Here is a 13,639-nt window from a genome sequence, read left to right as displayed (position 1 = left end):
ATCATCCTTTTACGTTTCGGCTGCTGACCCCGCCTTGGCGCCACGACTTGGCAATTTCTTCCTTGGCCACGACGCGCATCCGGTCTTGCATGTTGCGCTGGAAAGCTTCGGTATCGAGTTCAGCCCCATCCGGGCGGCCTGACTCTTCGTCGGTCATCACCATTAAGGGGATATTGAGGCTGATCGAAGTTCCACTGCCGCCACCAACCGCCATAACACCGAGCTTGCCACTCGCGGTGCGGGTCAGCGGCATGATGGCCTCTTCCCCTGCTTCACCCATGACCCCGGTTTTGCCGTTGGCCATACCGAACGCGGTCGGTTTGCTAACGATGGAGTTAGTGAAGGCGCCGCCATCAGCAAACATCTGTACGCCCGCATGCCAAGCCCCGCCTTTGGCCTGCTGGATGCCTGACCAACCGTCCATGATTTCAGGGCTGTATCCGGCCTGAGTAGATCCGGCGGATGCAGTACCACCGCCGAAATAAGCGCCAGCCGCCGAGACGCCAACCCCTACCAGAGAACTTAGAATCCCTGAGGCTGCCTGCCGTGATGCAATGCGCGCCATGTCCGCCAAAATCGACTTGGTGAAGTCCGCAAACGAAAGCTTCCCGGTCATGGCGAAGTTAACGACCGCATCTTCCATCGAGCTGAACGCGTTGCTGAACAGGCTTTTCGTCTGTCCGGAGATATCCCGTGCCGATTCGAGGTAGTTCTCAAACGCCGAAGTGGCACCGCTGCGCCAGTTGCCCTGGGCTTCGGAAATCTTGTCGTAGTTACCGACGACCGTGTCTCGGTACTTATTCTCGGCGGCTTCAAGGCTTCCAAGGTCCCGCTTGTAGTCTTCCTCGCTGTATTTGTCGGGAGCGGTCTTGCGGCGATCTAGTAGCTTTGCGCGCTCATCGTTGAACTTGTCGGTGACGCCATCCAGGTCACTTTGCAACCCTGCCTGACGACCCCCAAATCCCAGCGCTGCCGCGGCGCGTGTGCCAGAGTTATCAAGTGCGGAACGCTGCCGCTCCAGTTGGGTGACATAGGCCTCAGAAGCGATCCTTAGCTGATCAAGTCTGCCTTTCTCTGCGGTTGCCAACACTTTGAGCTTACTGTCCGCGTCCTGCTGAGCTTTAACCATGTCAGTGCGGGCATCGGCGATCTTTTTGTCGAGTTCGATCGCTTGCGCAGCCGAGGTGGTCTTTCTGGCCTTGGCTGACTCAAGAGCTGCAATCTCCGCTTCATACGCGTTGGTGATTTCATCCTTCTCGTTGCCGATCAGACCTGCGCGCTTCCAGCCGTACTCTTCCTGCGAAACCAAGCCCGCCTTTTGCAGTGCGTCCAACTCTTTCTGCGCGTTCGCGTACTCGGCCAAAATGGCTTTGATTGCGTTTTGGGAGGCGTTGAATTCCGTGAGATCAACTGCACCGGTGGAACTACCTTTAGGGTCTTTGAACCTTGCATTGATATTCGCGATGTTCTTGTCGATAACGCTCTGATTCAGGCGCGCATCGTCAGGGTTCGCCCTGCGAATAGCTTCAAGCTGCTTTCTATACTCCTTTAGCGCCTCAGTCCTTTTTTGCTCGTTGGTCCAGGACGACTTGGTGAGCGCATCGACTTTGATCATCGCACTCAGAGAATCATCCTGAATCTTTCTCTGCTCACCCAGATAGGTACTTTTGGCTTTCTCGGCGTCGATCTGCAGCTCAAGGTAAGCCAGAGCAGCCCGGTCCTTGGCTGTGTCTCTGGTTTCAAGCCCAAGTGCTGCTGCTCGCCCGCGTCGACCCTGATTGGTTGCGAGGCGATCCCGAATGACCTGCGCCTGCTGCTCCATGGTCAGCACCCGACCGATATTTAACGTCGCATCCAGCGCGCCGGCAGCCGCATCCTTGATCCCTTTCCATGCCAGCTCAATCGTCCCGAGGTTGTCGGTAATCTGCCTGGATCGATCTTGAACCGTTTCGGCGTAGGTTTTGGTGAGAAGGTCGGTCGCTGCCGTGGTATCGCCCTGCTCCTTCAGCGCGACAATTTGCGAGTAAACCGAGGCGGTCAGGAAGTGATATTGGTCATTGAGTTCTTTTGCTGCCGCCACCGGGTCCTTTGCGATTTTGACGAACTCGGCAATGGTTGCATCTACCGACCTGCCAGTAGCGTCTTCCATTGCTGAGGCTGCATCAGCTATTTCCTTGAAGCTGCTACTTGCAATCACACCACTACCTGCGAGCTTAGCCAGTATGGCTGCCGCATCGCCGATCGTGCCATTGGTAGCGCTGACCTGCAGTGCCAAGTCAGCCAATTGCCCGGCGCTGGTTCCGGCATAGTTACCGGTGAGGATCAGTGCCTTGTTGTACTCATCAGCCTCCTTGCTCCCCTGGCTATAGCCATAGATCAGTACGCCTACCGCTGCCGCTGCGGCAAGTACGGCGAGCGCCATCCCTGCCGCACCAAGCGTCACGCCACTCATTGCTGGGCTGATCGCCCCTACGGCTTTCTGTGCGTTCTCAGCGGCCTCCGCTGCTGTGTTCGAGCTTTCAGCCAGATCAGAAAGACTCTCGCCAGCTTCGCCAGCACTCTCAGCCAAATCTTGTGAGTTCACTGCCATGCCGGCCAAAGAAGCCCCTAAATCAGCGGCGCCGGAGCCACCTGAAAACAGCGACCGAAACTTCTCCTTGAGCACGGTCAGGGTGTTATCAATGCCTCCAAACGAGTCCTTGATCTGCCCGCCCTGTTGGATCAACACCATCAGCGGGTTTTGCCCGCCTGCCAGGCTGGTAAATATATCGGTGAACTGAGCTGGTAATTGACGCAGTGCCGCCTCGGTTTGCTTCGCACTCAGGCCGGTTTTCGACAACCCATCGTCAAACCCGCCAAGGCTCTTGCGCATCGAATCGATGCGCGTCGAGTAATCCTTGAAGGTCTCTGCATCAATCAGTCCGGCCTTGCGGTATTGCTCGAGTTTGGCCTGCTGTTCATCAAGACGCCCCAGCGCTGCAGCGGCAGGATTGATTTGCCCCAGAAGCTTGGCCAGACCGTCGGCCTGCGCTCCGGTCGCCGCTGCTGCTTGGCGGGTGGATTGTGTTTGTTGGTCTACCGTTCCGACCAATGCATCAGCATCCGCCTTAAGTCGCCGGTTCAGTGCAGCAAAGTCGGTGGTGGTGGCTCGGGCCGCATCCATGGCGGCGGTATTGGTGTTTACGCTTGAAGCCAGGCTCTTCAGATACTCGCTTGAGTCCAGAGAAGCCTTGGCCATTGCAAGCAGGCGAACCTTGGCATCCTCCGTGGTTTCAGCCAGCTTGGCTTCAGTCCCCGACAAACCAGAAGCCGCCGCCGAGGCCTTGCCGAAACCCTCGCTGATGCCTTCTGCTGCCTTTTCGGCTTTTTCACCTACCTGAACAAGCTTTTCAAGCTCTGTACTGGCCTTGGTTACTTCGCCGGTCTGGACGGCAATCCCAAGGCTCGCAATCTCACCACTCATGCCGTCATCCTTTGTTCATTTGCTCAGACATGGCGAGCATGGCTTCGGCTTCCAAAACCCGAAGGTCAGGGAAGAGCTTAATCGCGTGTTTTTTGGTAAGGCCCGAAAGGCTGGCGGTGTCGTAGATCGCTGTGTAATCGAGGCCGGTGGCGCCACATGCCCCCACCCGCCATTGCGTAGACATGGCTTCAAAGAGACGGAATGCCTGCCAGTTGTCAGGCCAGACCTCGACAGTGTCGTCGTAGTCCGTCGAAGTCAGGCCGAACAGGCTGAGCTGCTCGGTTGACACGGATGGCTGATACAGAGCGCGACCGACCTCGATCAGTTTCCCAGGCGGGCCGCTTCAAAAGCGCCCTGATAGGCCTTTACGATTGCATCCCCGGCACCGGCCGAGGTTTCCACCAGCTCGCGAATGGACTCTTGGCTGAGCTTGGTGTCATAGCCCCAGCCAACAACCAGTGCTTCGACCTGGCTGACTTGGCGCTCAATGTTGGCCTCGGTCAGCACAACGATGGTCAGCTCAGCCCCCATCTCCTTGAAGCGTTCTTCATCCGCTTTATAGGCTTCCTGCCACGACAGAAACAAAGCTGCCAAAGATTTGCGATCCCGGTACTGGAACTCAAAAGGAACCTTGTCAGGCTCGGCACCCACGCGAGGGATTTCAACATCGACCTTAAATGTCGGATTTTGCTGAATTTTGAACTTGGCCATTAAGCCTCCTTACGCCAGATAACGGGTCGGTTCGGCCTGAAGCGCCAAGTTGACGGTGCGGGTCAGCACGTTGCCGCGCGAAACCGTCGGCTGCTTGGAAAACGAGGTGTAAGCACCGTAGTAAATAGTGTCATTGCCCGGCAGGTTCAGGCGAGCGGCTTCGACTTTGCGCCCAGCATCCGCGGCTTCCAGCACCTTCACGAACGGCTTGCCCGGATCGTCGGCAATGGTCAGCACCATACTGGCCGCCGATTTGTCGGTGGGCACTTGGCGGCCTTGCTTATCTTCCAGAAAAACCACGTCCGTGTACTGCTGCTCGCCGCCGGAAAACGCCACGTCGGTGATTTGCGGAATCTGCACCCACGTTTCGATCTTCTTGAGGGTGCCGCCACCGGAGCCCGCCGGGAAGCTTTGCGTGTCAGAGGTGTCAATATCCTCTAGGGTGATCGACACTGCTGTTGCCGCTTTGACACGAACGACTCGACCATTCAGGGTGCTCCAACCCGACTCAATCAGCACAATGTCGCCAACCACTAGATCCGCATCCACCACAGTGGCCACCGCCTCCGTTGCGTTACTGACCGAGGTGAACGCCAGTGCAGCGGCATAAGTGGCGGCGTGCTGGAACGTGCCGCCGTTGGGGAGTTTGTAGCCCATGGTTTTTACCTCTCTCAGAAATAACAAAACCCGCTCAAGGCGGGTTCGGGGTTTGCCCAATGGGCGGGATTAGTTGGTGTCGGCGCGATATGAAAACGAAACAGGTACCGTGTAAACGGAATCGCCCGTGATACCTGGGCCCGGATCAACGGGCGACATGGTGATCACAGTGACTTCAGCTTTCGTATTTCTGGCATAGAGCGGAAACAGGTTTGTCAGCGCAGAAACGAGTGGATTGGTTTCAAACTTCCCAGTGCCCGCCGGGGCAATGATGCTTACCTGAAACACGCCGGTGTAGAGCCGGTGATCGCCACCGAGCGTGTTGCTCGCGGTATCACCCGGGATCGTGAACGCGCGAAGGTAGGTCTCACCCGCCGCCGGCGTGTAGGCCTTGTTCTCGAAAACAATCTTCAGCTTCTCCGACCTGGCAGCGTTCCAGGCGATCAGCTTTTCCTCATAAATCGTGGCGATGATTGCGTGACTCATACCTGATTGTTCCTGATAGCCTCCAGCACGATCTGCTGGAAGCGGGCCACGGTTACCCGGACCATGCCGCCGGGTGCCTGGGTCGAATGGCCAAACTCCAGCGGGATCGCGTATCCGAGACTGTTAGTTATGTAGCAGGTATCGCCTGCTTTGAATTCGATAGTGCCGGCGGTAATACGCGCCGTCGACTTGGCGCCGCTCGGGTCGATATCTTCGGTCGTGGCGCTGTCGGGGGCGCCGATGCTGAACATCCAGTTCCCGCGGAACCGGCCACCGACGTAGCCTTCAGGAGCGACGATATCCATGCCGTCGTGCACCTTGCGCCCTGGTCGAAGCCTGCCCGCCTTCGTCAGGTTGGCTGGATCACTACGCAGCGTCGTGTTGTGCTCGTAAACGGCCTTGTTGTACTGGGTCGCCACAGCGTTCTGCGTCCAGATCTCCGGGTTACCCACGGGAGACATGCGGATCAGGCTGTTGCCGACCTCAATGATGATCTCGCGCAGACTAGCGTCGATGGCTTCCGTGGCCTGGGCGGCAAACTCAGCCAGGCTCAGGGCGAAACTACCGGACTGGCCGGCACCTGCCCGGCTCACGACCGCACCTGCAGCTCATACAAGATCGGCGTGCCAGCGGGGTTGATCTCTTTCAGCGGTGGCACGATTGACCAGGCGCGGCCCTGAACGACCACCTTGTCCAGCAAACCCGGCACCCAGGACAAGCCCTGCGCGGCGATCTTGAGCTTCTTGTCACCCTGCCGGATGAGACTGTTGTTTTGAAATTCTTGGCCGGTGAAGTCGAGCAGGATGCCCTGGGCGATCTGTTCGACAGTTGCCCCCGGAGCTTCGCCGCCCGTCTCTGGGTCGTACTCACCCGGCTCCGTCTTGCTGATGGTCACGGGCTGGCCGAACTCTGTGATCATCTCCAGAGCCATCACGGCCATTTCGTCGTAGAAGGTGGCCATAGTGGTCTCCGTTGCTGCTATGCGCGGATTGCGAACAGCCCGCGCTTTTGTAGGTAGTCGGCAAACTGGGTAGCGCTCGGTCGATCCGGCGCCGCCGGCAACAGTCGACCGCTGGTGTTGGAAATCGTGGCGTACTCGCGTGTTACCGCGCCTTCGACACGCTCCAGAGTCACAGCACCCTTGCGCTTCTCCACCGGGTCAATGTCGTCCTGATGGATCTCGGTGGCCAAGGCCATCTGTCCGTACTGGATCCGCGCCGGCAGGTAGTTGTCTGGTTTGATCTGGCAGTCCAGCTCAACACCCCGACGCGGCCAGGCCAGCGCCTGCTCGCTGCTCATCTTGCGGCCTTTCCAGGTCTTGCCATCCATCGCCAAGGCGGCCCGGCGTAGCAGGGCCTCCTGCTCGGGGACGCCCGCCGGGATCACTGCGCCGAACTTCACGGCATACAGGGCCAGGTCATCGGCGCTCGCGTAGCTTTCGGCGTCAGGCTTGCCGGTGCCGTCCTCGATTATGAGTGTCATGCGTTAACTCGCTGGAATGGTTTGAGATCGGCCACCGGGTCACCGGCAGCCAGCATTATCAGCCCTTGGGCAGATCAGCGACGAGCTTTTCCAAGGATTCTTTCGAGGCGTTGGCACGGTACGGCACCTTCGCTTCATCGAGCTTGGCCTTCAGGTCGGCGATTTCCTTCGCCTCGGCATCCATCTGGCCGGCTTTGTCGACCTGCTGGAGAAGACCATCTACCTGCAGTTGCAGAGCGTTCACCTTCTCGACTTCACCGTCACGCTCGCGGATGAGGCTTTCCACACCGGCGTTTACCGCTTCGAATACCTGAAACAGGCGATCAGCGATCGGGCCAAGATCACCTTCGGGGCGCACCAGCGCTTGATCGGCGAATGACTCAACGATCAGGCCGACAGATTCGAGCTCGGCGCGAAAGGCGTCGATATCGATGCTGGAACTGCCACCATCTATCAGCAGCACCTTCGGCAACTCCTTGACAGTCACGTCAGGCACTTCGTCGGCGGCATCTTCACGACTTTCGGTAACGCTTGCGTCGACGATGCGCAGGCCGCTTGCTTTGGCGAGTGCCTTCACGTCTTCCTGGTACTGATGGAACGGACCAGGCAGATACCAGATGTTCTTGTTGCTCATGATCATGTCCTCGCCAAGCCGGGCGCTAGGCCCGACTCAGCTTTCAGGGTTACTTGGAGGCGTCACCGATCAGAGCCACACCGGCGGTGTGCTTGATGCTGGTGGCGGTCTTGTCCCAGTTGGTACCGGTCGCCAGTTCGGCGTCGGTTGGCGACTTGCCGCCGGTGGTGGTGTCCCAGGTGTAGCCCTTCAGGCCCAGGCCGAAGGTGTAGTCGGTCTGGAGCGTGGTTTCGATACGCTCCTTGCCGTTGGTGGTCTGGACGTTGCTGATGATGTCGCGGCCGTCGTGAACCAGCGCAGCACCTTGCACCAAGGACAGGATGATTTCTTTGTTCGGGGTGCCGGCCTGCATCAGCGCCGGGGCATCCGTCACAACGGAGATCTTGCCCAGAATGTCGATCACGCGAACGTTACCGGCCTGGAACAGCTGGTTCTGGTTTGCCAGGTTCTGGCCGACCAACTTGTGGTAGCTGGTGCCCTGCATCACCTGGGTTACCAGGTTCTGGCTTGCGTCGCCGAACTTCGCGTGGGCGTTGTTCAGGCCGGCGTAGGTGATGCCAGCGGTAGCCGACACATCGTTGACCGCGGTGGACTGGGCGGTGATTGCAGCAACCAGGGCAGCGATCGCGGTGTTCAGCTGGTCCTTCAGGAGGATTTCAGCGAACGCGCGGCTGGCGACTTCGATACCTTGCGCGGTTGGGCGCTCCAGCCAGGTCATCTGCGACGGCTCGTAGCGGATCGGACCGAAGCCGCCGGCTACCTTCACAGAAGTGTTCTTCAGCTCGGTCAGATCGGTTGCAGCGACAGTAGCGTTCGCGCTGTAGCGATCCACGCGGCGCTGGGCAGCGGCCAAGGTCTGGAAGAACGACTCTTGGAGGAAGTCACCAGTGAAGCCGTCCGGAGATAGCACGATTGCACCGCGACTGGCGGCGTTGAAAGCGGCGAGATACTGATCCAGCGTCTCGAGAGTCGCCGGCATGATGTATTCGTTGAAAACCTGCATTTGCGACAGGGACATGAGTTATTTCCTTACGATTGTGGGAGATCCGGGAACCGGCTCGCGATTGCGGCCGTACGTTCCTCTTTGGTGCCGCCGATTTTTCCTTTTGCGGCCCCGCCGCCACCTCCAGCACCAGCAGCCCCGCCGCCAGATGCCTTACTACCCGCGATCAACGGCGCGAAGGCCGTGTCGTTTGCGAATTCTGCTTTCAGCTCATCCAGCGTTGCCGCCGAGAGCTTGCCCTGCTGGTCGAGGACGACCACAACAGGCTTCCCGTCGCGCTGCTCGACGCTCAGACGGCGCTCGATGTGCGGCAACAGGGCTTTGGCGCTGCCTGGAATTGCCAGGGCAGACGCGATGTCAGTAGCGGTACGGCCGACAGTCAGATCCCGGATCTGAGTGCTCAGCGTTCCACGCTCCTGTTCCAGTAAGCCGTTCAGCTCAGCTTCGCGGCGGTTGAATTTTTCCGACCAGGACTTTTCAAGCTCTTCGACGTTGCCGGACTTGCGAGCGTTTTCTTCACGCTCCAGGCGGGCCTGGTCTTCGGCATCCTTACGCGCCTTGTCGGCGGCCTTCTTCTCGTCCAGCAACTCTTGGACCTTGGATTTCAGGCCAGATACGTCTTCTGGTTGCGGCAGGCCTTCGATACCGAGGACAAACTTTCCTTCCTTCTCGGTGTAGAGCGATTTAACGGAGTCATCGAGACCGTCAAGAGTGTCCAGCTGATATTTCAAACCCATTTGCTTGTCTCCCAGAGACGATTTGCAGGCCCTGCCCGCAGACATGAAAAAGCCGGCTCATGGCCGGCCTGGTGATTCGGTGTTCGGTTACTTGGCTTCGTGCAGTTGCTGTTTGAGCGCGTAGCCCATCAGCGGCCATACCTTCTGCTCGGCGTTCTGGCGGGCGATCTTGCGGCCCACCTCCGCGTCGAAGTTCTCAGGGCTGGCGCATGCGCTCTCGCCGGTGACGGTGAAGCCGTTGCGCAACACCAGGACGCAGAAGGTCAGCAGATCCAGCGACTTGTCGGTGTATTGCGCCAAATGGGGGTCGCTGCCATGCACGCCGTCTTGAGCGGTGAAGTAGTGGCACCCCTTGATATTGGCTTGCAGGTCTGCCGGAGTGATGCGCGGCGCAGTCAGGCCCTTGGCTTGAATCTCTTGCTCGATTGCTTTGTCGTTCATATGGATCTCCAGGTTATTTGATGCCCGCCCGCTCGAACGCCAGAGGCTCAAGAGCCTTCATCTGCACAAGGGTCAGAGGTGAAAAGTTGCGATCAAGCTGCAGCTCGGAGAATCGTTCGATACTCAGGCCGCCTTCGCGGAACAGCTTGGCGCGGACCGGACCGATGGCCTTGTCCTGAAACGCTGCTGGCTGCTGCTGGAGCCAGTCGTAATAGCTGAGGTCTGCCCTCACCTGCTGGGCACCGCCGTCGCCGATGGATGCACGCGTGGCGTCCTTGGCGAACAAGGCGCTGAAGCGCGTCACCGCAACCACCGTGGAGCGACAGTTGATGTGGATCGGCGGCCTGGGCCCCTCAGTCAGCTTGAATCGTTGCTTATCCAGCGTCCGACACTGACTGGTGGTCTTTGAATCAAGGGTGCTGACCCACTCCACCGACTGCACGACGTCGGCGTTCTCCTTCAGCGTCTCCATGCGCGCCTGGGTGGCGACATGCTGCACCGCCGTTCGCACGATGGCGCCGGCGTTGCGGTTCGTCGTAGCCAGGATGCCGTCGTTGTACTGGAGCGCCTTGGTGCCCCGGATATTCTTGATGATCTGGAAGTTGGTTTGGCCTTCGAAGAAGCCCTGCCTGATCGCGCCTGTGAGGCGTTGCCGCTCGGTAGCGGTGAAGCCATCAATGAACGACTTGAGCAGCTTTCCGCCGTCGGCACCGCGCACGCTGAGCGTATTGGTGAAGATCGCCGCCCTGATTGCCGCCGCACCAGGCACAGCAGCATCGAACGACACGCCCACCGGCGCCGCCCGAGTCAGGCTGGTTGCTTCAAACTCGGCCTCGTAATTGGCGATGTCCACCAAGTCGAGGTTCAGCTTCTCGCTGTACCGGTCGAAGATACCCAGCAGCAGGCTATCAACCTCGCTCAGCAGCCGCTCCAGGCGGGCGACGGTGTAGTCCGTCAGGTCCGCCCGCGTCAGCCGCTCACGAATCGAGCGGTCGATCTCCTTGAGGAAGGGGGCGAACTTCGCAACCTCCCCTGATTTCAGCTGCTCCAGGAACACGGCATGCCGGATGGTGGCGTCAAGGATTGCTTGGTTTGCCGTCATTCGGAATTACCTCGGTGTCGTCCAGGGCTGGCCCAGTGCTTTGTGCCTCTAGCTCATCCCGGATTTCGTCGTCCGTTTTCTCCGGGTTGATCACGCCGCGATCGCGCAGGTACTGCCAGAAGTCGCCCTCGGGCAGCTTGCCGCCCTGCACGGCATTGAACAGCGCCGAAAGGATCGTTGCGTCCAGAGTGATCTGGCTGAAGTCTTGGTTGAGCTTGTAGACCACCTCGCCGGTGGCATTCACGAACTCGGCCATCCAGACCAGGCACTGGCTGTACGCCTCGCTTACGTTGCTGACCACCAGGGAAAGCACGCTGTGTTCGGCGGCGCTGTCGTTGTCGGCTTGGGTAGCGGTCTTCACTGCGCTGCCGCGCTCGATCAGCCGGGCTCCGAGCGACACCATGTCCTGTTTCTTGGCGTCCATGGCCTCCTTCACCAGCGTATTTGGTTCTGGCTGGGCAAACCCACACGACCCATTGGCAGGAAGCGTCAGCGGCGCCCTGGAGCCGACATAGATGCCGTTGGCCTCAAGGTGGTCGCGCCATGCCTCGTCAAGCCCTGAAATCCAGAACTGCGGCTGCCCGGAAAACCACACCGAATCCTCGTAGTCCGCACTGTTGCAGTAATGACCGATGTTCAGCACCGCCATGTCGTACAGCGGCGCGTCGTCGATGCTGGTGTCGTTGTTCTCGCTGCCGAGAAAGTGAAACGGGATGATCCGCCAGGGCTGGCCCGCACCGTTGAGTGGAGTGAAGGGGGGGATGATCATAGCCGTTTGGCTTGAGCTCTCTTCCCACACCTCCTGGGTATAAACGCCGACATCGTCCAGGCGTAGCACTCGGTATTGGGTAACCTTTTCGCTACCGAAGCCATCATCGGTATCGACATCCACGGATTCCTGCAGCACCACCAGACTCAGCAGGTGCTGGCCACCGACCTTACGGGTCTTCCAGTTCCTGATCGACTCAGCAGGGTAGCTCGCAACACTCGCACGAGCGCGACCCGCCTGTTCGTCCGCCTTGCTCACCGTACCCGCCTGCACTGCGGCGTAATCCACCAGCAAGCCGTGCCGGCCAACTTCGAGCAGGTGCCCGATGACCGATTGAGACTGCTGGTAGACGCTCACGCCCTGCCCGTCGATATCCGTGGCCACGTAATCAAGCGCGCCAGGCACGGTCAGCGTTGGCCAAGTGCGAAACACCGCCCCCACCAGACTGTGCTTCGTGCGGCCGGTAGCGTTGTAGAGCACGGCCCGCTGCTTGTACGACTTGTACCGCTCAAGGTTCTCAGGGCTGGTGTCGTGTTTGTTGGGCCTCGGCAAGTAAACATCGCCGCGCCCCTTTACCGTCTCGGAGCCCTTGCACACGTCGCGCACCAGCCGCCAACGGGACTGTGCCGCGTCGTACTCCGGGCGGGTGTATGTGACGTCTGCCATTAGCGTGCGAATCCCATTTTGATTGATTTGACCGGCTTCCGGGCGCTCTTGGCGACAGCGAAGTACCGGAATGCATCGGAGCCGTGAGACGTCCAGTCATGCAGCGGCTTGTCTTTCCAGCAGCCCTTCTTGTCGTCCCACTCCTTGCGATAGTTCTCAAGGCAGGCAATACCCTCTTCGCACTTCGATTCGTCGAAGGCGCACTTGGACAGAATTTCACGGGCCTGCTCGATGCCGTCGTCCACCCCGATCTTCGGGACAACCTGGAACGTCATCCGGTAAACCTGGCCATCGATCTCGTAGCCCTCTCGGGCGATGTCCTTGCGCGTCTTCGCATCACTGCCGAACTCGCGGTTCTCGATGTCATGTGGCCCCCAGTGCTCGGAGTACGTGTAACCCTTGTCCTTGAGCACCTTCATGTAATGCCGCAGGCCTTCGCCTGAATTCTCGTAGTAATCGATGACGTGGTATTGCTCGCCAACCTGTCGCACGAACCAGATGGCGGTGGAGTCGCTCACACCGATGTCCCAAATGGTCATCACCGGCAGGTGGCTGTTATCGGGCAGAGTGCCGATGCGCTGAGCGGCATACAGCTTGGTGAACTGCTGCGCGTAGTAGGCGCCCTCGACCGACTGCTGGAAGGCTTCGACGGGGATTGAGGGGTACTCCCGCTTCATGTCGTCGCCGAGTGTCTTCTCCTTGGCCGCATACCAGGCACGCTGGCCGTCGTTGGTGACGATCCCGTGCTTGGCGCGCAGTTCGTTGAAGTAGTCGGTCAGGCGCTGGGGCAGTACCACGTCGGTCGAGTCAAGGCTGTAGGCCTTGTTGTTCCACCAGCTGAAGAAAAAGAACTTCCAGTCGAGCAGGCCCAGTGGCACACCAGCCAGTTGCTGGCGCTCTGCTGACTGACTGTAATCAAAGAAATACCCGGCCCGACCTTCTGCCGTCGACTCGATGGTGACGAAACACTCAGCAGCGACAGCCTCGAAAGCACCGGTGACGATCTCCCGCGCCTTGTGCGGGAACTTGGCGCAGATCTTCCCGAACTCGGACACGTGCAGGTATCGCAGCGTGCCGCCCCGGAACGAGGTGGAAACGTAAAGCGAACCACCCTTACTGAACACCAGCTCGCCGGCAGCGTCGTTCCGCGACGGGTTGGCGGCACGCAGCTCTTTCGGCAGGTTGTCGTAGGCGTACTTCACCTTTTCCCGGAAAAGGCGCTTGGCATCGTTCAGGGTGTGAGCGATCAAGGCGCACTTCGCAGCCTCGAACAACGCCGCATCCAGCTGGACGATGCACACCAGCGTCGTGAAGCCAAGCTGACGAGCCTTCAGGATGATGTTCCTGGTATGCATCCCCTGGAAGTAGTCGATCTGCTCCTGCGTCATGCGGAAGCGAACCTTTTTGCCCTGCTTGTCGGTGATGAAGTAGAGATTATTCAGTCGCCAGAACCGATCCCGAAGCAGCTTCATGTGCTCGGGTTTCATA

Annotated in this window: 15 protein-coding genes; all 15 read right to left on the bottom strand. The window is 59.3% G+C overall.

Annotated elements, in window-relative coordinates:
* Window position 1: 1 nt before the first annotated feature.
* Entirely contained in the window at window positions 2-3,463 is a 3,462-nt protein-coding gene (locus FJD38_RS17830; protein ID WP_146386649.1) for a phage tail tape measure protein, read from the bottom strand.
* A gap of 4 nt (window positions 3,464-3,467) precedes the next feature.
* Complete coding sequence (locus tag FJD38_RS17825; protein WP_244302753.1) at window positions 3,468-3,752, bottom strand: DUF1799 domain-containing protein; 285 nt, start codon at window positions 3,750-3,752, stop codon at window positions 3,468-3,470.
* 32 nt (window positions 3,753-3,784) lie between these two features.
* Complete coding sequence (locus FJD38_RS17820) at window positions 3,785-4,174, bottom strand: phage tail assembly chaperone (protein ID WP_146386647.1); 390 nt, start codon at window positions 4,172-4,174, stop codon at window positions 3,785-3,787.
* Window positions 4,175-4,183: 9 nt separating this feature from the next.
* On the bottom strand, window positions 4,184-4,831 hold the full coding sequence (locus FJD38_RS17815) for a phage tail protein (protein ID WP_146386645.1): 648 nt from the start codon (window positions 4,829-4,831) through the stop codon (window positions 4,184-4,186).
* Window positions 4,832-4,900: 69 nt separating this feature from the next.
* Window positions 4,901-5,317, bottom strand: coding sequence for a phage tail terminator-like protein (locus tag FJD38_RS17810; protein WP_146386643.1), 417 nt, complete (start codon window positions 5,315-5,317; stop codon window positions 4,901-4,903).
* A complete protein-coding gene (locus tag FJD38_RS17805; RefSeq protein WP_146386641.1) occupies window positions 5,314-5,910 on the bottom strand; it encodes a hypothetical protein in 597 nt (198 codons plus the stop codon). The genes FJD38_RS17810 and FJD38_RS17805 overlap by 4 nt, the downstream gene beginning before the upstream one ends.
* A complete protein-coding gene (locus tag FJD38_RS17800; protein WP_146386639.1) occupies window positions 5,907-6,278 on the bottom strand; it encodes a hypothetical protein in 372 nt (123 codons plus the stop codon). Before FJD38_RS17800 ends, FJD38_RS17805 begins: the two co-directional genes overlap by 4 nt.
* A 17-nt stretch (window positions 6,279-6,295) precedes the next feature.
* The gene (locus FJD38_RS17795) at window positions 6,296-6,799 is read right to left on the bottom strand and encodes a DnaT-like ssDNA-binding protein (protein ID WP_146386637.1); all 504 of its coding nucleotides are present in this window, start codon (window positions 6,797-6,799) and stop codon (window positions 6,296-6,298) included.
* Window positions 6,800-6,857: 58 nt separating this feature from the next.
* The gene (locus FJD38_RS17790) at window positions 6,858-7,433 is read right to left on the bottom strand and encodes a hypothetical protein (RefSeq protein ID WP_146386634.1); all 576 of its coding nucleotides are present in this window, start codon (window positions 7,431-7,433) and stop codon (window positions 6,858-6,860) included.
* A 49-nt stretch (window positions 7,434-7,482) separates the two neighbouring features.
* Entirely contained in the window at window positions 7,483-8,451 is a 969-nt protein-coding gene (locus FJD38_RS17785; RefSeq protein ID WP_146386633.1) for a major capsid protein, read from the bottom strand.
* 11 nt (window positions 8,452-8,462) lie between these two features.
* Window positions 8,463-9,173, bottom strand: coding sequence for a hypothetical protein (locus tag FJD38_RS17780; protein WP_146386631.1), 711 nt, complete (start codon window positions 9,171-9,173; stop codon window positions 8,463-8,465).
* A gap of 87 nt (window positions 9,174-9,260) precedes the next feature.
* Window positions 9,261-9,614, bottom strand: coding sequence for a Gp49 family protein (locus FJD38_RS17775; RefSeq protein WP_146386629.1), 354 nt, complete (start codon window positions 9,612-9,614; stop codon window positions 9,261-9,263).
* Window positions 9,615-9,627: 13 nt separating this feature from the next.
* A complete protein-coding gene (locus FJD38_RS17770; RefSeq protein WP_146386627.1) occupies window positions 9,628-10,716 on the bottom strand; it encodes a minor capsid protein in 1,089 nt (362 codons plus the stop codon).
* Entirely contained in the window at window positions 10,691-12,151 is a 1,461-nt protein-coding gene (locus FJD38_RS17765; RefSeq protein WP_146386625.1) for a DUF4055 domain-containing protein, read from the bottom strand. The genes FJD38_RS17770 and FJD38_RS17765 overlap by 26 nt, the downstream gene beginning before the upstream one ends.
* On the bottom strand, window positions 12,151-13,638 hold the full coding sequence (locus FJD38_RS17760; RefSeq protein WP_094987748.1) for a terminase large subunit: 1,488 nt from the start codon (window positions 13,636-13,638) through the stop codon (window positions 12,151-12,153). Before FJD38_RS17760 ends, FJD38_RS17765 begins: the two co-directional genes overlap by 1 nt.
* Window position 13,639: the final 1 nt, after the last annotated feature.

The organism is Pseudomonas saxonica (assembly GCF_007858365.1).
GTDB classification, from domain to species: domain Bacteria; phylum Pseudomonadota; class Gammaproteobacteria; order Pseudomonadales; family Pseudomonadaceae; genus Aquipseudomonas; species Aquipseudomonas saxonica.
The sequence above is the reverse complement of the archived record's forward strand: the minus strand, read 5'-3'. Positions and strand labels throughout refer to the sequence as shown.